The following is a 25,447-nucleotide window of genomic DNA, read 5'->3' as shown; positions in this document are numbered from 1 at the left end:
TGGATCAACAAACCCACCGAAGGCCAGCAGCAGGAGAACTCGGTTGACTCAATGAATCCCTAACCAACCCGCCTCAAAAATCTTGACACGCAGCGGTAGTCGTCGAGGGCGTAGATGGACAGGTCGCGGCCGTAGCCTGAGCCCTTGAAGCCGCCCCAGGGGACCTCGTTGGCCAGGACGAGGTGGGAGTTGACCCAGACCGTGCCGGCGTCGAGCTGTGAGGCGATGTTGTGGCTGCGGCGGGCGTTCTCCGTCCAGACCGAGGCGGACAGGCCGAGCGGTACGTCGTTCGCGCGGCGGACAGCCTCGCCGGCGTCGGCGAATGTCTCGACGGTGACCACCGGTCCGAAGATCTCCGCCCGGGTGCACTCGTCGCCGTCCGGTACGTCGACCAGCACGGTGGGGGCCACGAAGTACCCGCGGCCTTCGATGGCGCCACCGCCGATGGCGGCGCGGACACCGCGCTGCCTGGCCCGGTCGAGGTAGCCCATCACGCGGTTGAAGTGGGCCTCGGAGACCAGCGGGCCGATTTCGACATCGTCACCGGCCCCGGGTTCGCCGACGACGATGCCCGCCACCTCGGCGACGAGCTGATCCACGAACTTGGCGGCGACCGATTCGTGCACCAGCACGCGGCAGGCCGCGCCACACTCCTGGCCGGAGTTCCAGAAGCTCGCCACGCGGAGAGATGCCGCGGCTGCCTTGAGGTCGGCATCCTCGAAGATGACGACCGGCGCCTTGCCGCCCAGTTCGAGGTGCACCCGCTTGAGGGTGTCCGCGGCGCTGCGCGCCACGGCCCGGCCGCTGTTGACCGAGCCGGTGAGGGCGATCATGTCGATCGCGGGGTGAGCAGCCAGCCGTGCGCCCACCACCGGCCCGTAGCCGGTCACCACGTTCAGAACGCCGGGCGGCAGGAGGTCGGCGACCAGCTCAGCGAGCTTCAGCGTCGTCAGCGGAGTCTGCTCCGACGGCTTGATGACCAGGGTGTTTCCGGCCGCGAGGATCGGTGCGATCTTCCAGGCCGCCATCAGCAACGGGTAGTTCCAGGGCGTGATCACGCCGACGACCCCGAGCGGCTCGCGCAGAATGACCGAGAGGTGGTTCTCGGCGTAGTCGCCGGCGGCCATCGTGGTGGTCGCGCGGAGGGCGCCTGCCATGAAGCGGAAGGTGTCGACGGTGCCGTCGACGTCCTCCTGGGAGACCGCAAATGGTTTGCCAGTATTGGCCGACTCGAGCCGGACGAGCAGGTCGGCGTTCTCGGCCAGGCGGTCCGCGATCCGGTGCAGGACCTCCGACCGGGCCTTCGGCACCAGTTGCGCCCACTCCGCCCGGGCCGCAACCGCGGCCGCCACCGCTTGGTCGACATCCTCGACCGTGCCGGCGGGGGAGTGCGCAATGATCTCTGCGGTGGACGGGTCGACGATCGTGATCAGCTCGCTCGCCCGGCCCGCCTCGAACGAGCCGTTGATGAAGTGCTGCGCCGGCGGCAGATCGGTTGCGTCGATCAGGGGCGTGGCGTCCTGGACGCGTCGTACCGCAATGTCGTTGGTGATCGTCATCGGAATTCCATCCTTCAGAGGGCCGGGGCCGGCTGCGGAAGAGCCGCGGCGAGGGCGGAGATCGTCGCCGCGGTGGCGGGGTCGAGGTCGAGGAACGGCGCGCGCGGGCTTCCCGCCGGGAATCCCTGGGCCGCGACCGCCGCCTTGACGGCGGGGATGAAGGGGGCGTTCATGATCGCGTCCATCAGGGGGTAGATCTGCTCCCACTCGGCCCGCGCCCGGTTCAGGTCACCCGCGGCGAGAGCCCGGTGGATGGAGACCAGTTCGGCGGCCATCACGTTGGCGGTGCCGGCCATGACGCCCGCGGCGCCCTCGCTCAAGGCGGCCAGTAGCAGGCTGTCCCAGCCGACGAAGGTCGAGACGACGTCTCCGTAGTTGTGGATCAGCTGGCCCGCCTGCGCCAGGTCGGCGCTGGTGTCCTTGATGTACTGGATGTTCTCGACCTCGCGAGCCAGTGCGCCGACGGTCGCCGGAGCCAGGTTGATGCCGGTGGCAACGGGGAGGTTGTAGAGCATGATCGGGATGTCGACGGCGCCGGCAACGGTCCGCAGGTACCGCAGTGTCTCGTCGAGCGTCAGGGGCTCGTAGTACGGCGTGACGACCATCAGGACGGTGGCTCCGGCCTCCTCCGCGTGCCGGGAGAGTTCCACCGCTTCAGCGGTGCTGACGGCTCCGGTCTGTGCGACGACCGGAACCCGGCCGGCTGTCTGGTCGACCACGGTCTCCACCACGAACCGGCGTTCCGCGGCGCTCAGCGCGGCGAACTCGCCGGTGGAGCCACAGGCGACGACGCCGTCGACGCCTGCATGGATGTTGCGGTCGACCGATCGGCGAAGGTTCTCCTCGTCGATCTGGCCGCTCGAGGTGAAGGGGGTGAGGAGGGCGGTCAGGATTCCGCTCAGCTGTGCGGTCATTTCGTTGTCTCCTAGCGTCCGGACGAGGACAGGTGGCGGACGCCCTGCCTGTCCGTGGCGAGCAGGCTCTGGGCTTGCTGTGCGGCCGAGAGCCCGGTGTGGATGGCGGTCTCGGTGTAGAGCGTCCCGAGGTAGTCGCCGGCCAGGAAGACACGGCCGGTGTCTCGGGTCAGGACCGGCTGCAGCGTGCCTCGCCCCGGGAAGCAATACGGCGCACCGGTAGGCCAGCGCTGGATCTCGGCCTCGACGACGTGGTCGGCGAAGTTGGGTAGCACCTGGTCCAGGTCGTCGAGGTAGGTCTTGCGGATCTCGTCGTCGTCGAGTTCGAGGAGATCGCGCGCCAGGCTCGCCGGTGAGAACGTCATGATGCTGCTCCCGGGACGCCGCTCGGCCTCGTAGCCGCGGGCGATGTTCGACATGTTGAGCGCCACGTTGAACGAGCGCTTCGGCGTCGCGATGGCGTAGGCGTCGTCCCAGACCTGGTGCTCGGTCTCGTTGGTGAGGAAGGCGGCGCTCACGTAAGGCCCGTACACGATCTTCGACAGCGCCTCCCGGACGTCGAGGTCCAGGTCGACCCCTACGCGGTGGCTCACGGTCGCGGGAGTGGCGAGGACGACGCAACGAGCCTCGACTTCGTGCTCGACCCCATGCTGCCGGTAGCGGACGAGCACAGAGTGCCTTTTCTGGACCACCTCGGCGACCGTGGCGTCCAACTGCACACGGTCCGAGAGGGCCGCGCCGATGCTTTCGGTCAGCGTCGACGGGCCGCCGAGGATGCTTCGGGACAGTCCGGCGCCGATGTTCCAGACCAGGCTGAAGTAGCCGACGCCGGCGCCTGCGGACATCTCGTGCATATCCCCGGACGAGCGGGTGACCGTGGGCTTGAACAAAGCTTCGGCGTCCTCGGAGAGTTCCCCGACGAAGTCGGCGAAGCTGCGGTCGTTCATGAAGTCGTAGACGCGCTGCTGGCGGGCGGCTTCGTCCTCGCCGGCGCGGAGTTCGACGATCCTCGCGTACCTGGCCACCGCGAGCCTGACCTTGGCTCCGGCCTTGATCAGCGCCAGCCGGGAGGACCACGACATCGGGATCCGGAACGGGTAGGTCTCCACGCGGCCGTTCATCAGCAACTTGCCGTTCATCGCGAGGCCCGTGAGTGAACCAGGCACCGCGACCGAGTCGATGCCGGTGTCCTGGAACAGCCAGGCCGTCGACGAGTTGCCGCCTGCGTAGATGTGCCCGCCCCAGTTGAGCCAGTACTGGCCCCGGCGCTCGGACCGGATCCGGCCGCCGACGCGGTCCCCGGACTCGAGCAGCAGGGTGTCCCAGTGCCGAAGGCGCCAGCCCGCGGCCAGACCGGCGATGCCGCCCCCAACGATCACGACATCTCTCATGAGGTGCCCTTCTACGTAATTCCCCGGTGGTGCTTCCCACGGAACCGTAGTTTGTGATCACAGATCACGCAAGAGGTGAGACGCGAGGGCCCGGAAGTGTCTATCTTTGATCCTGTGACCCTTTCGAAGCGGCTGGAGCCGACCCTGCTGACCGACCAGGTCTACGCCGTTCTCCACGAGTCGATCATCAGCGGCGAACTGCCCGCCGGCTCCCGCCTGAGGGTCCGGGATCTGGCCGCCCAGGTGGGCACCAGCGTCATGCCCGTCCGTGAGGCGATCCGTCGGCTCGAGGAAGCGGGGCTGGCCGAGCGGGAGCCCCACAAAGGGGCGGTGGTGAAGGGGCTGACGCTGCAAGAGCTCGTGCACGTGTACGGCGTACGCCGGCTGCTGGAGGGCGAAGCGGCACGGCTGGGTGCTGAGCGGATCACGGCCGAAGACTGCGACGCGATGCAGGCCGAGTACGACGCGATGGTGACTGCAATCACCGAGCGGCGTGTGGTCGACATCCTCGACCATGATGAGTCGCTGCTGGCGATTCTCTACGACGCCGCCGGAAATCCCGTGCTGGTCAACATGATCAGGACGCTCTGGCAGCGCTGTCGCGCTTACAAGATCGTGGGTGCCCAGGGGACGCTGTACGCCGAAGGCGAGGACTCGCTGTGGCGGTACCAGAAGCGGTTGGTCGCTGCTGCGCGTCAGCAGGACGGCGTCGCCGCCCGGACGGTGTCCGATGCCTCTCTCGACAACGCGACGCTGCGCATCAGGGCGCTCCTGGCCGTGCAGGACGACGAGGAGAACGTCGGCGCGTTCTGAGCGCGGCGACCTGACCAGAGTCGGAGCCGCCACCAACGGGTGATGGCGGCCTCTCCGCGCGACCCAGCGGCGTAACTCAGTCGCGGGCCGCCGCTGAGTCGCGCCCCGAGTCATCGCTGCGGTCGCGCCCCATACCGCGGGTCGCACCCTGAGCTTTGGCTGGACGTGCGCGTGACCCGGCTACTGCGTGCCGCTGACCGGACCCAAATTGTCACTCCGGAAACCGATGCGAAGAAAGATTGAGTTAGCGCTTGTGAGATCTGTGATCACATCTTATGGTCATGGCTGAGACGCGCATCACAGCCCGCCCCACGCCGCCAGGACGGTGCAGCGCCCGCCCAGGTGCGCCGCGCCGATGGAAACGACCAGGGAGAACGAGATGGCATCGCCCACACCGATGATCGAGGCGCGCGGCCTCACGAAGGTCTACCAGGCCGAGCGCGAGCGCAGTTGGCGCCGGCGCAAGCCGAGTGACACCGGGCGACGGCCGGCGGTCGACTCCGTGTCCTTCGATGTGGCCCGCGGCGAGCTGTTCGTCATCATGGGCCTGTCCGGATCAGGCAAGTCGACGCTGCTGAGAATGCTCAACCGATTGGTGGAGCCGACCGCCGGGACCGTGACTGTGGACGGTGTCGAGATCAGCTCGGCTGCCCCTGGCGAACTTCGCCGGCTGCGGAACAACACCCTCAACATGGTGTTTCAGCACTTCGCGATCTTCCCGCACCGCACACTCGTGGAGAACGTCGGGTACGGCCTGCAGATCCGTGGCATCGCGGCCGGCGAGCGGGCCGAGCGCGCGAACTGGGCGCTGAGCCGGGTCGGCCTGAAGGAGTGGGGACACGAGCTGCCGTCCGCATTGTCCGGCGGCATGCGACAGCGCGTCGGGCTGGCCAGGGCGCTGGCCACCGATGCCGAGGTGCTCCTCATGGACGAGCCCTTCAGCGCGCTGGACCCACTCATTCGCAGAGACATGCAGGACCTGCTCCTGGACCTGCAGAGCCAGCTCAAGAAGACGATCGTCTTCGTCACCCATGACCTGAACGAGGCCATGCGGCTCGGCGAGCGAATCATGGTCATGCGGGACGGCAAGCTGATCCAGCTCGGCACCGGATCGGAGATTCTGTCGAACCCGGCCGACGACTACGTCGCCGACTTCGTCTCCGATGTCGACCGCTCCCGGGTCGTCACCGCGGAACGTGTCATGTGCGAGCCATCGAGCTCGCTGCGCGGTCTGGATCTGGCGAACTTCGCCACTGTTGAGAGGAACACCCGGCTGATGGACATCTTCCCCCTCGTCGGCGAGGACGGTACGCCAGTGTGCGTGCTGGACGACTCCGGCCGGCTCGTCGGCGAGATCTCCAGTACAGCCCTCCTCCAGGCCCTGACCACGGACAGGAGTGTCAGCCATGCGTGACATCCCGGTAGGAGACGCCACCGAGCAGGTCGTCGACTGGATGCGCGAGAACCTCGCGCCCTTCTTCGACGCCGTGTCCGCGGTCATGTTGTGGTGCGTCGACATCATCCTGCAGGCCCTCACCGCACCGCACCCGCTCGTCATCGCCGCCGCGGCAACCGGTCTGGCGCTGTGGGCCCGCGGTATCGGTCTCGCTGTCTTCTCGCTCGCCGGGCTGCTCCTCATCCAAGGCATGCAGCTCTGGACGCAAGCGATGGAGACCCTCGCCGTGGTGATCGTGGCCTCGATGCTCGCGGTCGCCGTCGGGATCCCGGCCGGGATCTGGGCGGCCAGGAGCCGCGCGGCCAACCACGTCATGCGCCCAATCCTCGACCTGATGCAGACGCTGCCCGCGTTCGTCTACCTGATCCCGGCGGTCTTCTTCTTCGGTATCGGCCTCGTCCCCGGCGTCGTCGCCACCTTCATCTTCGCGATCCCGCCGGCGGTGCGGCTGACCGAGCTCGGCATCCGCCAGGTCGACAAGGAGATGGTGGAAGCGGCCACCGCCTTCGGTGCGACGCCCGCCCAGACCCTGCGGCAGGTGCAGCTCCCGCTCGCCGTCCCGTCCATCATGGCCGGCCTCAATCAGGTCATCATGATGTCCCTGTCCATGGTGGTCATTGCCGGGCTTGTCGGTGCCGGCGGCCTCGGCTCGGTGGTGGTCACCGGCATCAGCCGGCTCGACATCGGCGTCGGCTTCGAAGGCGGCCTGGCCGTGGTCTTCCTGGCCATGTACCTGGACCGCGTCACCGGGGCATTCCCCCGTGAGCGGGGCCGCCGGCGCACTCGCCGTACCGGTGTCACCAAGGTCGCGGAGCCCGAGCCGACGCCGGACCCACAGCCGGCCGCGGCTCCCGCCCAGATCCACGCCTGAACGCCCGGTCGCGCACCAACCCCTGACCCGGTCGCGCACCAAACTCCTGAAAGGAACACCTATGTCCCACCTCAGAAGGCGACGTACGCCGCGGCTGATGGCGGTGCTCGCTCTCGCGGTCGCCATGCTGCTCGCCGCCTGCAGCGGAAACACGCAGTCGGTCGGCTCGAACAGCGGCGGCGACGACAAGTCCGTCACGATCGGGTACGTCCCGTTCGACGAAGTGATCGCGGTCAGCTACCTGTGGAAGAACATGCTCGAGAAACAGGGCTACCAGGTCGAGATGCAGCAACTCGAGGTCGCCACCGTGTACCAAGGTGTCGCCAACAGCCAGCTCGACGTCTTCTTCGGCGGGGTCCCGATCACGCACAAGGACTACTGGGACCGGTTCGGCAAGGACTTCACCAGCATCCGCCAGTGGTACGACACTCTGCTGCAGGGAATCGCCGTACCGAACTACTCGGGCCTGAAGACGCTCAGCGATCTGGAGGGCAAGGCCAGCACGTTCGGCGGCCAGATCGTCGGGATCGAGGCCGGGTCCGGGCTGATGCGGCAGACGAGTCAGGACGCGACGAAGACCTACGACCTGTCCGGTTACAAGATCATCGATGGCAGCACGCCGGCGATGCTGGCCGCGCTGGACAAGGCGATCAAGGCGAAGAAGAACATCGCCGTGACGCTGTGGACGCCGCACTGGGCGTTCGAGCGGTATCCGATCACCATGCTCCAGGACGACAAGAAGGCCTATCCGGGCAACGACACCTACAAGACCGTCGTCAGCAAGGACTTCGCCGGCAACTCGGCGGTCGTGGACCAGTGGAAGACCTTCCACATGACCGAACAGCAGCTCGCCACGCTCATGCTGAAGATCACCGACGCCGGCCAGGGCAAGGAAGACACCGCCGTCCAGGGCTGGATCACCGAGAACCAGGCCGCCGTCGACGGCTGGGCCGCGAAGAAGTAGCGCCTGTCCCTGTGTTGCCCTGCGGCGCCAGCCGCCGTGGGGCGATACGGGGTCAGAGCAATGCCCGGACTTCTTGCTCGAAGTGGACCACGTGTTCGCGAGCCAGCCCAGCTGCTGCGTCCGCGTCACCAGAGACCACCGCATTCAGGAGTGGACTGTGCTCAGTGATGTGGCCGGCCATGCCGGGCAGGCGGTTGATGAACAGGCACCAGATCCGGTTCGCAAGGTTGTCGTAATGAACGAGGGTGTCCTCGAGGTGTGGGTTGTGCGTCGCCGCGTACAGCGCGCGGTGTGCTTCCAGGTCCAGGCGCATCAGGTCCCGCGCGCCCATCCGCGACACTGCCTCCGATCGGAGCGTTTCGGCCAACTCGTGGAGCGAGGCACGCTCAGGTGCAGTGGCTCGGCGCGCGGCGCTCGCGGCCGCGAGTGGCTCCAGATGCTGGCGCACCTCGGAGATGTGGGCCAGATCGGTGATGTTGACGTCCGTGGCGAACGTCCCGCGACGCGGGTAGGCGACGACCAGCCGCTCATGCGCGAGCCTCTTCAGGGCCTCCCGCACCGGCGTGCGGCCGATGCCCAGCGAGGCCCCCAACTGATCCTCGTTGATCGGGCTGCCAGGACGGATGTCGAGCATCACCAAGCGGTCGCGGATCTCACGGTACGCACGGCCGGCCAGCGATTCGGCCGCATCGCCTGCCGCGGCGCCGCTGCTCAGGCCGTGGGACATGTTGACGGACTCCGACATGTGCCGTACGTTACCTGAACAATTGATATATCAGTAGGTTTTCAATCGTGCATCAGTGGAGGCCCGCATCGTGACCGCATCCCTCGACCTCGACCTTGCCGCGTTCGACCCTGAGATCCACAACGCCATCAGCGCCGAGCTGCACCGGCAGCAGTCGACGCTGGAGATGATCGCGTCGGAGAACTTCGCACCGTTCGCCGTGATGCAGGCTCAAGGCTCGGTGCTGACGAACAAGTACGCCGAGGGTTACCCGGGCCGGCGGTACTACGGCGGTTGCGAGCACGTCGACGTCGTCGAGCAGCTCGCGATCGACCGGGTGAAGGCGCTGTTCGGTGCCGAAGCGGCGAACGTCCAGCCGCACTCCGGGGCCCAGGCGAACGCTGCCGCGATGGTCGCCCTGCTGGAGCCTGGCGACACCATCCTCGGCCTCGACCTCGCCCACGGTGGTCACCTGACGCACGGCATGCGGATCAACTTCTCCGGCAAGCTGTACGACGTCGTGCCCTACCACGTGCGCGACACCGACTTCCGGGTCGACATGGCCGAGGTCGAGCGGCTCGCACTCGAGCATCGGCCCAAGCTGATCGTGGCCGGCTGGTCGGCGTACCCGCGCCAACTGGACTTCGCCGAGTTCCGGCGGATCGCCGACCTCGTCGGCGCCTACCTGATGGTGGACATGGCCCATTTCGCCGGGCTGGTCGCCGCCGGCCTGCACCCCAATCCCGTGCCGCACGCCGACGTCGTCACCACCACCACGCACAAGACTCTCGGCGGCCCGCGCGGCGGCGTGATCCTGTGCCGGCCGGAGCTGCTGAAGAAGATCAACTCGGCGGTCTTCCCGGGCCAGCAGGGCGGACCGCTCGAGCATGTCATCGCGGCCAAGGCGGTCGCCTTCAAGGCGGCCGCGAGCCAGGAGTTCCGGGACCGCCAGGAGCGCACCCTCGAGGGCGCCCGCATCCTCGCCGACCGGCTCAGCGCCGACGATGTCGCCCGCGCCGGCATCTCCGTCCTGACCGGCGGCACCGACGTCCACCTCGTCCTTGTCGACCTGCGGAACTCCGAGCTCGACGGCCAGCAGGCGGAGGACCGGCTGCACACGATCGGAATCACAGTGAACCGCAACGCGGTGCCGTTCGATCCCCGCCCGCCGATGGTGTCCTCGGGTTTGCGAATCGGGACCCCCGCGCTCGCGACGCGTGGCTTCGACCCGACTGCTTTCGTCGAGGTCGCGGACGTCATCGCGGCGGCCCTGTCGGCCCCGCTGGATGAGGCCCGTTCGGCGGAGCTCGGTGGCCGGGTCGAAAGTCTGGCGGACAAATTTCCCCTCTACTCGCACCTCGCTACCGTCGAGGAGGCCTCGGCATGAGCAGCCCACATCTGCCGGAGCACCCCGACTGGCTCTGGCGCGATCCCGACCCGAAGTCGTCGTACGACGCCGTCGTCGTCGGCGGTGGTGGTCACGGCCTGGCCACTGCGTACTACTTGGCGAAGAACCACGGCATCACCAACGTCGCAGTACTCGAGAGGGGTTGGTTGGCGGGCGGGAACATGGCCCGCAACACGACGATCATCCGATCGAACTACCTGTGGGACGAGAGCTCTGCGATCTACGAGTTCGCCCTGAAGCTCTGGGAGCAGCTGCCCGCGGAGTTGGACTATGACTTCCTGTTCAGCCAGCGGGGGGTGCTGAACCTCGCGCACACCCTGCAGGACGTCCGGGACAGCAACCGGCGGGTGAACGCGAACCGGCTCAACGGGGTCGACGCCGAGTGGCTCGAGCCCGACGACGTGGCCAAGATCTGCCCGATCGTCAATGTCTCGCCGGACGTGCGCTATCCGGTGCTCGGGGCAACATTCCAGCCGCGGGCCGGGATCGCCAAGCACGACCACGTCGCCTGGGCGCTCGCCCGGGCGTGTGACCAGTTCGGCATCGACCTGATCCAGAACTGCGAGGTGACCGGTTTCGTCAAGGACGGCAACCGGGTCGTCGGCGTCGAGACCACCCGCGGGCGGATCAACGCCGACGTCATCGGGCTCAACGCGGCCGGCCACAGCAGTGTGCTGGCCGGACTCGCCGGGTTCCGGCTCCCGGTGCAGTCCCACCCGCTGCAGGCGTTGGTGTCCGAGCTCTATGAGCCCGTTCACCCGACCGTGGTGATGTCCAACCACGTACATGTCTATGTCTCCCAAGCGCACAAGGGCGAACTCGTCATGGGCGCCGGCGTCGACTCATACAACGGCTACGGACAGCGCGGCTCGTTCCACGTGATCGAGCACCAGATGGCCGCGGCGCTCGAGCTGTTCCCGATCTTCGCCCGCGCGCACCTGTTGCGCACCTGGGGCGGCATCGTCGATGTCTCGCCGGACGCCTCGCCGATCATCGGGCCGACGCCGGTCGAGAACTTGTACGTCAACTGTGGCTGGGGGACCGGCGGCTTCAAGGCGACGCCGGCGGCAGGCTGGGCGATGGCGCACACCATGGCCACCGGGAAGCCGCACGAGCTGAACCGGCCGTTCGCGCTGGAGCGATTCGTCACCGGCGCCCTGATCGACGAGCACGGCGCCGCCGCCGTCGCCCACTGAAGCCCGAGCGGAGGACCGATGCTCCTGCTGACCTGTCCCTGGTGCGGACCACGGGACGAGACCGAATACCACTACGGCGGCGAAGCCCACGTGCCGTATCCCGAGGACCCGTCCGCGCTCTCCGACGACGAGTGGGCGGCCTACCTCTTCTACCGCGACAACCCCAAGGGCAGGTTCGCGGAGCGCTGGTCGCACAGCGCCGGCTGCCGCCGCTGGTTCAACGTCGTCCGTGACACCGCGACGTATGAGGTGCACGCGGTCTACATCGGGGCAGCTCCGGCCGCCCAGCCAGGAGGAGCCAAATGACCGGGACCCAGTCCCACCGGCTGTCCGTTGGCGGTCGGATCGACCGCAGCCGGGAGCTTCGCTTCACCGTCGACGACGTGGAGTACGTCGGCCATCCCGGTGACACCGTGGCGTCCGCTCTGCTCGCCAATGGGCAGGGTCGGGTCGGTGACTCCATCTACAGAGGCCGACCCCGCGGCATCGTGGCGGCGGGCGTCGAGGAGCCGAACGCACTGCTTCAGATCGGCGGCGACTGCTCTGAGCCGATGGTGCCTGCCACTGTGCGGGCGCTGGTGGATGGACTCAGCGCGCAAACTCTGTCTGGACTCGGACATCTCGATCCTGCGCCGGACGAGGCCCGCTACGACAAGCGGTTCGTCCACACGGATGTCCTGGTGATCGGCGCCGGCCCTGCCGGTCTCGCGGCTGCCGACGCGGCCGCGGCCGGTGGTGCGCGCGTCATCCTCCTCGACGAGCAGGCAGAGCTCGGCGGATCGCTGTTGTCCAGCAGCCGGGAGCGCGTGGACGACAAGCCGGCGCTGGACTGGGTTGCCGACGTGATCGCCCGGCTCGAGGCGTCCCCGGAGGTCACCCTGCTGGCCCGGACCTCGGCGTTCGGCAGCTACGACGACAACTACGTGCTGGCCGTCGAGCGGCGGACCGACCATTTCGACGAGCCCCCGGCTCATCTCTCGCGGCAGCGGCTCTGGCACATCCGGGCGGGTCAGGTGGTGCTCGCTACCGGTGCACACGAGCGGCCGCTCGTTTTCGCCGGCAACGACCGGCCAGGCGTCATGTTGGCCGATGCCGTGCGTACCTACCTCAATCGGTACGCCGTGACCGTCGGCGACCGCGTGGTCGTGGCCACGACCAACGACAGCGCGTACGAGCTCGTCGCCGACCTGGTCGCGGCCGGCGTCGACGTGCCCGTCGTACTGGATACGCGGCCGACCCTGTCGGACCGGGCCGCCACCTGCGGCGTCCACGTGGAGCTGGCAGCCGTTGTGGTGGCAACCCATGGCGACCCCCGGGTGTCCTCGGTGGAGATCAGCAAGCTCGACGCCCAAGGCCAGCTCGCGGGCGAATGCTCCACGATCACCTGCGACACGTTGGCGGTGTCGGGTGGCTGGAGCCCGGTCGTGCACCTGCACAGTCAGCGGCAGGGGCGGCTGAACTGGAACGCCCGGATCGCCGCTTTCGTCCCGTTCGGGGCCGTACGCAACCAGTTCGTGGTCGGCTCCGCGGCCGGCGAGTTCAGCCTCGACGCGATCCTCGGCGCTGGAGGCGTCGCCGGCATTGCGGCGGCCGGTCGTCAGGGATATCCCTCCGAGGTGATCACACCCCGGGGCACCGGCGGCTGGAACGGAGCGGTACGACCGGTCTGGTTGGTCCCCGGCATCGACGGTGAGCCGGGCGAGTGGGACCAGCACTTCGTGGACCTGCAGCGCGACCAGACCGTCGCTGATGTCTGGCGCGCCACCGGAGCAGGCATGCGCAACGTCGAGCATGTCAAGCGGTACACGTCGATCGGGACTGGTCAGGACCAGGGCAAGACCTCGGGCGTCGCCGCCATCGGGGTGATAGCGGCCGCCCTGAACGAATCGGATCTCGGCGGGATCGGCACGACGACCTATCGGGCGCCGTACACCCCGATTCCGTTCGCGGCGTTCGCGGGACGCGAGCGCGGGGACCTGTTCGACCCCGAGCGGACCACGCCCGTGCACTCGTGGCACGTCGAGCACGGCGCCGAGTTCGAGATCGTCGGGCAATGGCTGCGCCCGTGGTATTACCCGCAGGCCGGAGAAGACCTGGACGCGGCCGTGGCGCGCGAGTGCCGGGCCGCCCGCCAGGGCGTGGCGATGATGGACGCCTCCACCCTGGGCAAGGTTGAGATCCGCGGCAGGGACGCGGGGGAGTTCCTCAACCGGATCTACACCAACGCATTCAAGAAGCTACCGATCGGCTCGGCGCGGTACGGCGTCATGTGCACGCCGGACGGGATGATGTTCGACGACGGCGTGACGCTGCGGCTTGCCGAGGACCGCTACTTCTTGACCACGACCACCGGTGGCGCCGCCGGCGTCCTGGACTGGCTCGAGGAGTGGTTGCAGACCGAGTGGCCCGACCTGGACGTGGTCTGTACGTCGGTCACGGAGCAGTGGACCACCGTCGCTGTCGTCGGCCCGCGTTCGCGCGAGGTGGTAGCACAGGTGGCGCCGTACCTCGATGTCTCCAACGACGCCTTTCCGTTCATGACCTTCCGGGAGACCACGCTCGCGTCCGGCATCCCGGCCCGGATCTGCCGCATCTCGTTCTCCGGTGAGCTCGCCTTCGAGATCAATGTGCCGGGCTGGTACGGGCGTGCAGTCTGGGAGGAGGTGTACGGCGCTGGGCAGCACTTGGGGATCACGCCGTACGGCACCGAGACCATGCACGTACTGCGCGCGGAGAAGGGCTATCCGATCGTCGGCCAGGACACCGACGGCACGGTCACTCCGCAGGATGCCGGCATGGAGTGGGTCGTTTCGAAGGTCAAGGACTTCGTCGGCCGACGCTCCTACAGTCGCCCGGACACCTCGCGCACCGACCGCAAGCACCTGGTCGGTGTGCTGCCCGTCGACCGCAGCACCCGGCTGCCCGAGGGAACCCAGCTCGTCGCTCCCGGTTCGCCCACGACAGCGGCGGACGGCCCGGTGCCGATGCTCGGGCACGTGACCTCGAGTTACCACAGTGAGGCGCTCGGTCGGCCTTTTGGTCTGGCGCTCGTCAAGTCCGGCCGCGACCGCTTCGGCGAGGTACTCCTGGCCCCTGTCGGCGACCGGATGGTGGAGGTCGAAGTGACCTCACCCGTGCTGTACGACCCCGAAGGGACGAAGCGAGATGGCTGACCTGAGTACGCTGCGGCGCAGCCCGCTGACGCATCTTGCCGACCGGATGGCCGCGGCCTCGGCCGAAGGCACGGTGAGCCTGTCGGAGGTGCCTTTCCTCGGGATGGTCAGCCTGCGGGTGGACCCGTCCGTGCCGGTCGCGGCCGTCCTTGGGGCCCCGCCGCCGGCCGGGTGCGGGCAGACCACCGGCACCGGCGATCTGCAGATCCTGTGGCTCGGTCCGGACGAGTGGCTCGTGGTCACCACGAACGACCCGGTTGCTCTGGTCGACCAGCTCGATGCCGCCCTCGGAGCGGACCCTGGACTGGCGCTGGACGTATCGGCCAACCGGACCGTCATCGAGCTCACCGGTCCGCAGGCCCGCACCGTGCTCGAGAAGGGCTGTCCCGTGGACCTTCACCCTCGCTCGTTCGGGCCGGGCCGCGCAGTTATGACCACTCTCGCCAGGGTGCCGGTGCTGCTCTGGCAGACCGACGACAACCACTACCGGCTGCTGCCGCGTTCGAGTTTCGCCGAGTACGTCGCCCGCTGGCTGCTGGATGCGATGCAGGAGTTCACCACCTGATGGCGCTCTCCGCGTTCGACCTCTACTCCGTCGGCATCGGCCCCTCCTCATCTCACACGGTGGGGCCGATGCGGTCCGCGAAGATCTTCGCCGAACGACTCGCGGAGGCCGACCTGCTGGCAGGCGTTGCCCGCGTGCGTGCCGAGCTGTTCGGTTCGCTCGGCGCCACCGGCCACGGGCACGGTTCGCCCAAGGCAGTGGTCCTAGGGCTCGAAGGCGAGGATCCGGCGACGGTCGACACCGACAGTGCCGACCGGCGGCTGGACCGGCTACGAGCCGAGCCTGTGCTCCAGCTCGGCGGCACTCATCCCGTGCCGTTCGACCTCGATGAGGACCTGGTCATGCATCGCCGGCGCAGCCTCCCGGCACACCCGAACGGAATGACCTTCGCCGCGTACGACGCGTTCGGGAAACCGCTGCTGGAGAAGACCTACTACTCGGTCGGCGGGGGGTTCGTGGTCGACGAGTCGACCGCCGGCTCCGACCGGATCGTGCACGACGAGACCCCCACGAAGTTCCCCTTCGGCACCGGCGATGAGCTGCTGGAGATCTGCGCCCGCGAGCAGCTCTCGATCAGCGACGTCATGCTCGCCAACGAGCAGGCCTGGCGATCGGAGCAGGAGATCCGCGACGGCATGCTGCACCTGTGGTCCGTGATGTCGGAGTGCGTGGACCGCGGGTTCCACCGCGAGGGCGTTCTGCCCGGAGGGTTGAAGGTCCCGCGCCGAGCACCGGGACTCTTCCAGGCACTCTCGGAATCCTCCGGTCCGGACCCGCTCCACGTGATGGACTGGGTCAACCTGTTCGCGCTGTCGGTGAACGAGGAGAACGCGGCGGGCGGCCGGATCGTCACGGCCCCCACCAACGGTGCCGCCGGCATCATTCCCGCGGTGCTCCACTACTACGTGTGGTTCGTGCCGGGCGCCGACGAGGACGGCATAGTGCGCTTCCTGCTCACCGCCGCGGCGGTGGGGGTCCTGTTCAAGACCAATGCCTCGATCTCGGGTGCCGAGGTCGGCTGCCAGGGCGAGGTGGGCTCGGCCTGCTCGATGGCCGCGGCCGGCCTGTGCGAGGTACTCGGAGGTACGCCGGAGCAGGTGGAGAACGCCGCCGAGGTGGGCATCGAGCACAACCTCGGGCTCACCTGCGACCCGATCGGCGGCCTGGTGCAGATCCCGTGCATCGAGCGGAACGCGATCGCCTCGGTCAAGGCCATCAACGCCGCGCGCCTGGCCATCAAGGGCGACGGCAGTCACAAGGTCAGTCTCGACAAGGCGATCAAGACCATGCGGGACACCGGCCGGGACATGAAGACCAAGTACAAGGAGACCGCGCGTGGCGGCCTCGCAGTCAATGTGATCGAGTGCTGATCGGCAGGTTTGCTATGAGTGATGCAACCGTGGAACACGTCCTCACCCTCGACTGCCCGGAGTCGCCGGGCATCGTCCACGCCGTCAGCGGGTTCCTGCTGGACCATGGCTGCGACATCGTCGACAACCTCCAGTTCGGTGACCGCCTCGAGAACCACTTCTTCATGCGAGTCCACGTCGTCTCCGCGGCCGACGGTGTGCACGTGACTGACCAACTGCGGGAGGACTTCGGCCCGGTGGCCGCCCGGTTCTCCATGTCGTGGCGGCTGGAGCGGTCCGACCACCGCCGGCGAGTGCTGGTCATGGTCTCGAAGCTCGACCACTGCCTCAACGATCTGCTCTACCGCGCCCGCACCGGTGACCTCCCCATCGAGATCGTCGCGGTGGTCTCCAACCACCGTGATCACGCGGGCCTCGTCGACTGGCACGGCATACCGTTCCATCACCTGCCCGTGACACCGGCGAACAAACCCGATGCCGAGCGCGCGCTGCTCGACCTGGTGGCGACGTACCAGGCGGAGCTGGTGGTGCTGGCGCGCTATATGCAGGTGCTCTCGGACGAGCTGTGCCGCCGGCTCGACGGCCGGGTGATCAACATCCACCACTCGTTCCTGCCGAGCTTCAAAGGCGCGAAGCCCTACCACCAGGCCCACGCCCGCGGCGTGAAGCTGGTGGGTGCCACCGCGCACTACGTCACCGCCGACCTGGACGAGGGACCGATCATCGCTCAGGACGTGATCGAAGTGGACCACGGGCACCGCGCCGAAGATCTTGTCGCCGTCGGCCGGGACGCCGAGGCAAGCGCGCTGCAGAAGGCCGTGCGCTGGCACTGCGAAGGGCGCGTGCTGCTACACGGCAACCGCACTGTCGTCCTCCGCTGACGTATTTGAAAGGGCCGAACGCCTCGCCTGGTGCCAGGAGCACCTCAACGACCTGCGCAGGCTCCTCCTTGGCGAGCCGCGAGGCCACCCCGCAATGTGTGGGCCCCCAGGGATTTGCCATGGGCGACGTCTGGGGCGGGACATGGCTGTAAGCCGTTGCGCGACGCCTTGTATCACTTGGCCTCACAGCTCGACGTCACCGCCGAATTGAGTCAAAAGAAAGTATGCTGTTTGCGTGGCCGGTCAACTCTCACCTGGCGACCGCGAGATCCTGCTGCGGACCGCACAGTCCCGGCAGACTGCCCAAGGCGTGGCGATCCGGGCCCGACTCGTTGTCGACTGCGTCGACCTAGGTGTGGCCGAGGCGGCTCGGCGAGCCTCAGTGAGCAGGGCGACGGCCGCGAAGTGGTGGCGGCGCTATCTGATCGCGGGTATGGGCGGCCTCGACGACGCCGCTCGCAGCGGCCGCCCTTCGGCATCCGACGATGTCGTTCAGCGCGTCCTGACCTGCACGCTCGACGAGCCGCCGCCAGGCGCGAGACGGTGGACCACTCGCACAGTCGCCGAAGCAGTAGGCGTCAGCCAGGCCACTGTGAGCCGGATCCGCCGCCGCTACTTCGAACCGGGCGTTGTTGCCTTCGGCCCGGATCTGTCGCCTTCGATCATCACCTACGTCGACGTCCACCCGCTCGGATGTGCTCTGGGGTTCCACGAGACGAGCGGGTCCGCCACGAGTCTCGCGCCGGCACCGGCAGCCCGAGTGGACATCGTGGAGACCATCGTCTGCGCCCCGCTGTTGTGCCGCCAGCCGGCGATGAGCGATTCCGGTGAGGGTACGGACGCCACGGCCGTGCTCCGCCGAGCCGCCGAACGACTCCCATCCAGGCAAGCCGTCACGCTGGTCGTCGACGTGGAACTCGACCGGGCGGCCCAGCAATGGTTGTCGCGCTACCCGGAGATCACAGCCCACTCCGTCAGCCGGGAGGGCTGGTTACGCATGGTGCACCAGGTCGCCGATGCCATCGAACCACAGCAGTTCGCAGAACTCCGCGACCTTCAGCGACTCGTTCGGCGGGCGAGAAGCGAGGGTGCCCGCGAGTTCGTCTGGTCACGAAGCTCCGATTCGTCGACGTCCGACGTGGGCACGGCCGCTCTCGCGGAGACCGAGCCTTCCGCCGGAGACATCCTGCAGGTCGGCCGAGGTATCTGCGCCGCCATCAGCGCCGGCGCACTGCGCGCCGGCGAGATCATCCCGGTGCGTAGTATCGCCGAACGGTCAGGTCTTTCGTCCAGACGTGCCGCCGATGTCCTCGCCCAGCTGGCGGACGAAGCGCTGATCGACAAACGGGCCGGCCGGTATCGGCTCCCCGTTCCCACGCCCCGCGACGTCATCGAGACCTACACCGCACGGGGCCTGCTGGGCACAGCGATCGCTCGCCGGCTCGCGGCGGCTCGCATCATGCTGCCGCCGGTCGTCGACGCGCACTATGCGGAGCTCATCCGCTGCGATCAGCTCGGGCTCCTCCCCGAGGCCGGGATGGCCGACCTGGATCTGCAGGACGAGCTGGCGCGAGCGGCGGCCATGCCGCGGATCGGCTGGATGTTCATCCGCCTCACCCTCCAACTGCGAATCTTCGTCACCATCTTCGGGCTGAGCTACCGCTACCCGACGGACGAGATCCTCGCCGACGACCAGCGCATCCTGCGCGAGATCCGTCGCCACGATCCGGGCACCGCCGTCGAAGCCTGGCGCAGCAAGATCGACAACTGCGGGCGCTTCATGCTCGCGCACCTGTCAGCGATCGCGTAGCTGCGCCGACGCGAAACATGTTCTGACTCAGACGGTCCTGGCGGTTGACGCTGTTCTGACCCGACTGCACGCTGCTGAGCACGGTCGACGGCGTTGACGACCGACCAACCCGCCCGCCGCCCGTCCATCGCCGGCTGACCCTTTTCTCTCCCCTCGCGACAACCGAATATCGAAGAAGGAGAAGAGCTGATGTCATCGAACATGAAGGACAAGACTCCGGAGGCCAGCGACGTCTCCACGGCGTTCAAGCGACGCTTCATGCGAAGACTGATCGCCGTACTCATCGGCGGCATGTTCCTCGACGGCTACATTCTCGGGATCGTCGGTCCGGTGACCAGTGAGATGCGCGACGATCTGGGCCTCTCGGATCTCTGGATCGGCCTGATCGCGGCCGCCCCGTTGTTCGGCATCTTCATCGGCTCACCGCTGGGCGGCTGGCTCACCGACAAGTTCGGTCGCAAACCGCTGTTCCTGGTCGACATGGCCCTGTTCGTGGTCGCGTCGACGGCGCAGTTCTTCGCCGGTGCCATGCAGTTCTTCGTCGACTCGGCCCTGCAGTTGGTCCTGGTGCGGTTCCTGATGGGCGTCGCGATCGGCGGCGAGTACTCCATCGGCTGGCCGCTGATGTCCGAGTTCGCTCCGGCCCGGCTGCGGGGACGGATGCTCGGGCTGACCATCATTGCGTGGTACGTCGGGTTCATGGTCGCGTTCCTGATGGGTCACCTGCTGATCGAGGCGACGGACCTGCACTGGCGCACCATCCTCGGCTCGAGCACCCTGATCGCGGTGGTCTTGTTCCTGGCTCGGCTCGGTCTGCCCGAGTCGCCGCGCTGGCTGTGGACTCAGGGGCGCAGAGAGGAGGCTCGGGTCCTGGCACACAGGTACATGGAGAGTTCTGCCGAGATGAGCGATGTCGAGCACGAGGACTCGAAGACGGGTGGCTTCGGGATGCTGTTCTCGAGCCAGAACTGGCGGGCGACTCTCTTCACGTCGGGGTTCTGGTTCTGCGCCGTCGCGCCGTACTTCGCGATCGCGACGTTCGCCGACAGCGTGCTGGAGAAGTATGGCCTCAGCGGCGGACTCGCGGGCGGGGTCGGGCTCTCCGCCCTGGCTGCCGCCGGGGTCGTGCTCACGGTCCTGTTGATCGACAAGGCCGGCCGGCGCGTGCTGACCGTCCCCCCGCAGTGGCTGTGCACCGGCTTCCTCGCGATCATCGGCCTCTGGGCGGGAGCTCCGCCGATCGTCGTCCTGTGCCTGTTCCTCCTGTTCTCGTTCTTCAACGCTATGTACAACACGCTGACGAGCATCTACCCGGGTGAGGTGTTCCCGACCGAGATCCGCGGCATCGGGACCGGCTTCGCCGCCGCCGTCAGCCGGATCGGGGCCGGCCTCGGCACGTTCCTCCTGCCATGGTCCATGGAGAACCTCGGGACCGGCCCGAGCATGCTCGTTGCCGCCGGCGTGGCTGCTGCCGGAGCCGGGTTGTCGCAATGGCTGGCTCCCGAAACCAAGGGAAAGAGCCTCAGCGAAACCGCCTCCATCTACGCCCACTAGCAGACGTCGGCGACGCCAAGCGTGGCTTCGATCGTCTGCAGGGGCCTCGGTCGACGAGATCGCGGCGCCGTACGCGTTCCTCGCCTCCCCCGCGGCCGCCTATGTCACCGGCGCCCTCGTCTCGGTGGACGGCAGCAACACCGCGACGCGAGCAGGTTGTAGCCCGCTCTCGAGCAAATCCGGGGGAGTGGCACTTGGCTGCGGGAACGTGCCGAGGCGGCGCGACACGTCTGGAGTTCGAGCAGGCTGACTCCGGATGTACTCGTCAGCGGGTCAGCCCGCGAGCGCGTCCGGGAAGCCGAATGTCGGGACGAGCGCGGGATCGTGGAACTTGATCAAGCGGGAGATGCCGGTGGCGGTAGGGGCCAGCACCACCGGCCGTCCGCTCGGAGCGGGCTCGAAACCGGCCAGGTACGGTGGCCGCGGCCGGTCCCGAACGTGCCGTGGCCTTAGATGTCGGCGAAGTTGACGCCGGCGGCGGTGACGCGGATCAGGACCTCGCCCTGACCAGGGCTCGGCACCGGCGCGTCGGTGATCAGGCACATGTCCTGCGGGCAGTTGAGGGACGTCTGCTGCAGCGCGCGCATCGACGCGCGAACGCTCATTGGCGATCAGCCTTTCTTTCTCGGCATACATGAGAGAGACCGCCCCGATCTCTCTCATGTAGACCCCGGCCACCACCAAAGGAATCGGCCGCTGCCCGAACCGCACGAGGTCGGCTTTCGCCGAGGGCGAGCCTTCCGTTCATGCTGAGCTTTGACTTCGGACACGAGCAGTGCGCGGGACCGACGTGATCCCTGGCAAGCCCGGCCGGGCATAGCCGTCATCTGACCCGGCCGCGATCGAAGCACCACTCAGCGCGCGGGACTGGTCGCTCGACGGCTGATCGAAGGGTTGACAAGACCTTGGGGGACGACTGACAGTTGTCTCGTTAGATGTAGAAGTTGCGCATAGCGAGACAACGGATCGGCCTGGTTGACTGCCTTGAACACAGCTACGTCGCTGAGCGACATCGAGTCCCTGGTGAAGGGTCGCGCCGTTGGGTACAGCCTCGACGCGCCCTTCTACACCAGCCGTGAGATCTTCGACCTCGACGTAGCGGCCATCTTTGCCAAGCACTGGCTGTTCTGTGCGACGGAGGCGGAGATCCCCGAGCCCGGGGACTTCGTCACTGTCGACATCGGCCCCTTCTCGGTCATCGTCGTACGCGACGACGACAACCTGCGGGCCTGGCACAACGTCTGCCGGCACCGCGGGTCGAAGATTCTCGACGCGCCCTGCGGAGCGGTCGGCAACCTGGTGTGCCCCTATCACCAGTGGACGTACCGCACTGACGGAAGCCTCATCTTCGCCGAGTCACAACCGCCCACCTTCGACCAAGGACGTTTCGGCCTCAAACCCGTCAACGTGCGGAGCGTGTCCGGGCTGGTTTTCCTCTGCCTGTCGGACGAACCTCCGGCCGACCTCGATGAAGTGGCCGGCGTCCTCGAGCCCTACCTGACTCGGTATGGGCTCAGGAGCACCAAGGTCGGGTTCCAACAGGATCTTGTTGTCGAGGGCAACTGGAAACTCGTGCTGGAGAACAACCGCGAGTGCCAGCACTGCGACGCCTCGAACCCGGAACTGGTGAGTGCCTACTTCCCGCTCTTCGGGTACTCCGAGGACGACGTACCGCCTCGCCTTCGACCGGTCTTCGAGCGCTACCAGGCGGCCGCGACAGAGCTGTGGACTGTCTGCGCCGCGACCCGTTTCCCGCGGGACGAGCGACGTGAACTGGACACCCGGGTGACCGGGTTCCAGGTGTCACACCTGCCACTCGATGGAGCGGGAGCGTCCTTCGGGCCGGGTGGTGAGTCTGTCTGCAAGCAGCTGATGGGCTCGATCGCCGAGCCCCGGTTCGGCGACCTGTCCGTGCACATGCAGCCCAACTCCTGGTTCCACTTCCTCAGCGACCATGCGGTGGTCTTCCGGGCGCTGCCGCTGGGGCCGGACCGGACGCTTGTGCGGACCACCTGGCTGGTGCACAGCGATGCGGTCGAAGGCCTCGACTACGACGTCGAGTCCCTGACGACGGTCTGGCGAGCGACGAACAACGAGGACAGGTCGCTCATCGCGAAGGCTCAGGACGGTATTACGAGCCCAGGCTACGAGCCCGGTCCGTACTCCTTGGTCGAGGACGACGTCGAAGCCTTCGTCAACTGGTACATCGGCCGACTGCACGAGCACATCAGCGCGTGACCGAGCTACGGGAGGCTAGTGAAATGGTGGTTGCGGAAGCCGACCAGCGGTCTCGCCTGGTGCCGCCGCCGTGGGCGCCGGACTGCTGGGGTGACGAGGACCGCGCGGTTCTCGTGTGCCGCAACGTCCTCGAGATCACCCACGACGTGAAGAGCTTCCACTTCGAACCCGAGGGCGAGCGCGCCTTCACCTTCGAACCCGGTCAGTTCATCACCCTCCTGATCGAGCTCGACGGTGAGACGGTCAGTCGTTCCTACACGATCTCGTCGCCGCCGACCCGGCCGCACCTGATCTCGATCACGGTCAAACGCGTCGTGGGCGGCCCGGTATCGAACTGGCTGCACGACACCATGGTCCCCGGCGCCCGGATCACCGCGGACGCACCCTTGGGCGCCTTCACGCTGACGGCCCCGCCGGCGCCGAAGTACCTGTTTCTGTCCGCGGGCAGCGGGATCACGCCGGTCATGTCGATGACGCGCACGCTGTTCGACCTCGGCTCGGACGCGGACGTGCTGTTCGTGCACAGCGCCCGCACTCCCGCGGACATCATCTTCCGGCGCGAGCTCGACGCGATCGCCGCGGTGATGCCGAGCATCCGGGTCGTCCATGTGTGCGAGGGAGATTATCCCTCCGAACGCTGGACGGGACTCCGCGGGCGCTTGTCCACGGCCATGCTCCAAGACCTCGCACCAGATCTCCACGAGCGCGAGACCTACACCTGCGGGCCTGCTGCCTACATGGCGTCCGTGCGGAGAATCCTCGGCGAAGTCGGCTACGACCTGCGCAAGTACCACGAGGAGAGCTTCTCGTTCGAGGATCTCCCGGCTGCGCAGGTTCCTCCCGCTATCGACAGTGACGATTCCCCTTTGTCCGCAGGGGAAGCCGATGCGGGTACGACGTTCAGCGTCGAGTTCGTTCGCAGCGGCGTCACGGTCACCTGCGGTCCGGACGAGTACGTGCTGGACGCTGCTTATGCCGCGGGCCTAAGGCCGCCGGCTTCCTGCGCGCAGGGCATGTGCGGGACCTGCAAGACGACGATGCTCTCCGGCGAGGTCGACATGCGGCACAACGGCGGCATCCGGCCCCGCGAGATCGCAGCGAACAAGGTCCTGATCTGTTGTTCCAAGCCCCTCAGCGATCTGCGGATCGACAGTTGATGGAGGACGTATGAAGGACGTGGTGATCGTCGGTGGCGGTATCGCCGGCCTGGCCGCGGCGTGGCGGCTTCGCCACCGCGACCTGTTGCTGCTCGAGGCCGGCGACCGCGTCGGCGGCCGGATCCGATCCGAGCGTCGTGGTCCGTACTGGCTGAACTGGGGCGGTCACGTGTACGACGGAAGTCCCGCGTCGTCCACCCAGTCGCTGCTGAAGGACACCGGGTTCGAGTCACGCCCGGTGCCCGGCAACCTGGCCGGCCTCAGCATGAACGGGCGCCTGTTGCTGACCGGCCGGGTCGAGACGTTCCCGTTCCGCGTTCCGATGTCGTGGCACGACCGGGCCAGTCTGGTAAGGGCCGGCGCGAAGGTCCGCCTCGCCGTGGCGCGCTACGCCCGGCTCTCGAAGCGCCGCCCCGGTGAGGACGAGGCCGCTCGTCAGCAGCGGGTCTACGACTTCATGAACGACCGTTCCTTCGCGGACTTCATCGGAGATCTTCCCCAGGACGCCGAGGCCCTCTTCAAGCCGACGGTGACCAGGTCCTCGGCCGAGATGGACCAGATCTCCGCGGGTGCCGGCGTCGGGTACTTCAACCTGGTGTGGAACATCGGCGCCGGCCTGTCGCACAGCATCGTCGGGGGTCCGTCCACCCTGACCGAGGGAATCGCCGAGGGCTTGGGTGAAGCGGTGCAACTCGGTGCGACGGTCGAGGAAGTCGTGCACAAGAAGGACTCCGTGGTGGTTCGCTATCGGCAGTACGGCGTCGAGCAGGAGGTCGAGGCCCGCAGCGTCGTCCTGGCCACCACGGCGAGCGTGAGCCACCGGATCGGGGTCGATCTCGACGCCGGCCTCCGGGATGCGCTCGCGCAGGTCAAGTACGGCCCGTTCGTGAGCGCGGCCTTCCTCACCGGCGAAACCGAACGCCAGCCCTGGGACGACACCTACGCGGTCGCCACCCCCAAGCGCTCGTTCACCGTAGTGCTCAACATGTCCAACAACGTGCGCGGCAACTCGCCGGAGCGACAGCCGGGCAGCAGTTTCATGGCGTTCTCACCGGCCGGCGTCGCCCGCCGGCTCCTCGAACAGGACGACGAGACGATTCTCAAGACCTTCGTCGACGACCTCGATCAGGTGCTGCCGGGAACGGCGGCTCAACTGGTCGAGGCGGAGATCGCTCGGTGGCCGGAGGCATCGCCGTACTGCTTCCCCGGTCGCGGCAAGCTCCAGCCGATCCTCACACGGCGCAACAGCCGGGTGATGCTGGCGGGAGATTACCTCGGCACCCAGTACACGGAGACCGCGGTGCATACCGGACTCGTCGCCGCGCAGACCGTGGAGCAACTCCTGCGTACCGATCGCTGCGCTGCTCCCGTGCCGCCGAGCTCAGCGTCGTAAAGCCCTGCCC

General features: G+C 67.7%; 21 protein-coding genes. 16 read left to right on the top strand and 5 right to left on the bottom strand.

Annotated features, from left to right (window positions below; all coding sequences use genetic code 11):
* Positions 1-59 precede the first annotated feature (59 nt).
* The 3 genes from ACIBL3_RS43895 to ACIBL3_RS43885 are packed head-to-tail and all read right to left on the bottom strand — an operon-like array spanning position 60 to position 3,864.
* A complete protein-coding gene (locus ACIBL3_RS43895) occupies positions 60-1,559 on the bottom strand; it encodes an aldehyde dehydrogenase family protein (protein ID WP_396359960.1) in 1,500 nt (499 codons plus the stop codon).
* A gap of 14 nt (positions 1,560-1,573) precedes the next feature.
* Entirely contained in the window at positions 1,574-2,473 is a 900-nt protein-coding gene (gene dapA, locus ACIBL3_RS43890) for a 4-hydroxy-tetrahydrodipicolinate synthase (RefSeq protein ID WP_396359959.1), read from the bottom strand.
* A gap of 11 nt (positions 2,474-2,484) precedes the next feature.
* The gene (locus tag ACIBL3_RS43885; protein WP_396359958.1) at positions 2,485-3,864 is read right to left on the bottom strand and encodes an NAD(P)/FAD-dependent oxidoreductase; all 1,380 of its coding nucleotides are present in this window, start codon (positions 3,862-3,864) and stop codon (positions 2,485-2,487) included.
* Between the two features lie 114 nt (positions 3,865-3,978).
* On the opposite strand from ACIBL3_RS43885, the gene ACIBL3_RS43880 reads away from it, so the two are divergent.
* From ACIBL3_RS43880 to ACIBL3_RS43865, 4 genes are all read left to right on the top strand, one after another.
* Positions 3,979-4,677, top strand: a complete 699-nt coding sequence (locus ACIBL3_RS43880; protein WP_396359957.1) for a GntR family transcriptional regulator — start codon at positions 3,979-3,981, stop codon at positions 4,675-4,677.
* A gap of 379 nt (positions 4,678-5,056) precedes the next feature.
* Entirely contained in the window at positions 5,057-6,091 is a 1,035-nt protein-coding gene (locus ACIBL3_RS43875) for a betaine/proline/choline family ABC transporter ATP-binding protein (protein ID WP_396359956.1), read from the top strand.
* A complete protein-coding gene (locus tag ACIBL3_RS43870) occupies positions 6,084-7,004 on the top strand; it encodes an ABC transporter permease (protein WP_396359955.1) in 921 nt (306 codons plus the stop codon). Before ACIBL3_RS43875 ends, ACIBL3_RS43870 begins: the two co-directional genes overlap by 8 nt.
* Positions 7,005-7,065: 61 nt before the next feature.
* Positions 7,066-7,968, top strand: coding sequence for a glycine betaine ABC transporter substrate-binding protein (locus ACIBL3_RS43865; RefSeq protein ID WP_396359954.1), 903 nt, complete (start codon positions 7,066-7,068; stop codon positions 7,966-7,968).
* Between the two features lie 52 nt (positions 7,969-8,020).
* Here the strand turns inward: ACIBL3_RS43865 and ACIBL3_RS43860 are convergent, their stop codons facing one another.
* Positions 8,021-8,713 carry a GntR family transcriptional regulator gene (locus ACIBL3_RS43860; protein ID WP_396359953.1) on the bottom strand — a complete coding sequence of 231 codons (693 nt, stop codon included), beginning with the start codon at positions 8,711-8,713 and terminating at the stop codon, positions 8,021-8,023.
* A gap of 67 nt (positions 8,714-8,780) precedes the next feature.
* Between ACIBL3_RS43860 and glyA the strand changes: the two genes are divergently transcribed.
* The 9 genes from glyA (at position 8,781) to ACIBL3_RS43815 (ending at position 20,649) form a co-directional block, all read left to right on the top strand.
* Positions 8,781-10,079 carry a serine hydroxymethyltransferase gene (gene glyA / locus ACIBL3_RS43855; protein WP_396359961.1) on the top strand — a complete coding sequence of 433 codons (1,299 nt, stop codon included), beginning with the start codon at positions 8,781-8,783 and terminating at the stop codon, positions 10,077-10,079.
* The gene (locus ACIBL3_RS43850; protein WP_396359952.1) at positions 10,076-11,296 is read left to right on the top strand and encodes a sarcosine oxidase subunit beta family protein; all 1,221 of its coding nucleotides are present in this window, start codon (positions 10,076-10,078) and stop codon (positions 11,294-11,296) included. Before glyA ends, ACIBL3_RS43850 begins: the two co-directional genes overlap by 4 nt.
* An 18-nt stretch (positions 11,297-11,314) precedes the next feature.
* Complete coding sequence (locus tag ACIBL3_RS43845) at positions 11,315-11,602, top strand: sarcosine oxidase subunit delta (RefSeq protein ID WP_396359951.1); 288 nt, start codon at positions 11,315-11,317, stop codon at positions 11,600-11,602.
* Positions 11,599-14,469 carry a sarcosine oxidase subunit alpha family protein gene (locus ACIBL3_RS43840; RefSeq protein ID WP_396359950.1) on the top strand — a complete coding sequence of 957 codons (2,871 nt, stop codon included), beginning with the start codon at positions 11,599-11,601 and terminating at the stop codon, positions 14,467-14,469. Before ACIBL3_RS43845 ends, ACIBL3_RS43840 begins: the two co-directional genes overlap by 4 nt.
* Positions 14,462-15,034: a sarcosine oxidase subunit gamma gene (locus ACIBL3_RS43835; protein WP_396359949.1), complete on the top strand. Its 573-nt coding sequence runs from the start codon at positions 14,462-14,464 to the stop codon at positions 15,032-15,034. Before ACIBL3_RS43840 ends, ACIBL3_RS43835 begins: the two co-directional genes overlap by 8 nt.
* Positions 15,034-16,404, top strand: a complete 1,371-nt coding sequence (locus ACIBL3_RS43830) for an L-serine ammonia-lyase (protein WP_396359948.1) — start codon at positions 15,034-15,036, stop codon at positions 16,402-16,404. Before ACIBL3_RS43835 ends, ACIBL3_RS43830 begins: the two co-directional genes overlap by 1 nt.
* Before the next feature lie 14 nt (positions 16,405-16,418).
* On the top strand, positions 16,419-17,285 hold the full coding sequence (purU, locus tag ACIBL3_RS43825) for a formyltetrahydrofolate deformylase (protein WP_396359947.1): 867 nt from the start codon (positions 16,419-16,421) through the stop codon (positions 17,283-17,285).
* A gap of 235 nt (positions 17,286-17,520) precedes the next feature.
* Positions 17,521-19,095 carry a helix-turn-helix domain-containing protein gene (locus ACIBL3_RS43820; RefSeq protein ID WP_396359946.1) on the top strand — a complete coding sequence of 525 codons (1,575 nt, stop codon included), beginning with the start codon at positions 17,521-17,523 and terminating at the stop codon, positions 19,093-19,095.
* Positions 19,096-19,284: 189 nt separating this feature from the next.
* Positions 19,285-20,649: an MFS transporter gene (locus ACIBL3_RS43815; protein WP_396359945.1), complete on the top strand. Its 1,365-nt coding sequence runs from the start codon at positions 19,285-19,287 to the stop codon at positions 20,647-20,649.
* Positions 20,650-21,098: 449 nt separating this feature from the next.
* On the opposite strand, the gene ACIBL3_RS43810 is transcribed toward ACIBL3_RS43815, so the two are convergent.
* A complete protein-coding gene (locus tag ACIBL3_RS43810; RefSeq protein WP_396359944.1) occupies positions 21,099-21,254 on the bottom strand; it encodes a hypothetical protein in 156 nt (51 codons plus the stop codon).
* A gap of 370 nt (positions 21,255-21,624) precedes the next feature.
* Here ACIBL3_RS43810 and ACIBL3_RS43805 point away from each other — a divergent pair, with 370 nt between their 5' ends.
* Genes ACIBL3_RS43805 through ACIBL3_RS43795 form a run of 3 tightly spaced genes read left to right on the top strand, consistent with a single transcriptional unit; the run spans position 21,625 to position 25,437 of the window.
* A complete protein-coding gene (locus ACIBL3_RS43805; RefSeq protein ID WP_396359943.1) occupies positions 21,625-22,887 on the top strand; it encodes an aromatic ring-hydroxylating dioxygenase subunit alpha in 1,263 nt (420 codons plus the stop codon).
* A gap of 23 nt (positions 22,888-22,910) precedes the next feature.
* Entirely contained in the window at positions 22,911-24,044 is a 1,134-nt protein-coding gene (locus ACIBL3_RS43800) for a 2Fe-2S iron-sulfur cluster-binding protein (RefSeq protein WP_396359942.1), read from the top strand.
* Positions 24,045-24,054: 10 nt separating this feature from the next.
* Complete coding sequence (locus ACIBL3_RS43795) at positions 24,055-25,437, top strand: FAD-dependent oxidoreductase (RefSeq protein WP_396359941.1); 1,383 nt, start codon at positions 24,055-24,057, stop codon at positions 25,435-25,437.
* Positions 25,438-25,447: the final 10 nt, after the last annotated feature.

This window comes from Kribbella sp. NPDC050124 (assembly GCF_044460355.1).
Taxonomy (GTDB): Bacteria; Actinomycetota; Actinomycetes; order Propionibacteriales; family Kribbellaceae; genus Kribbella.
The sequence above is the reverse complement of the archived record's forward strand: the minus strand, read 5'-3'. Positions and strand labels throughout refer to the sequence as shown.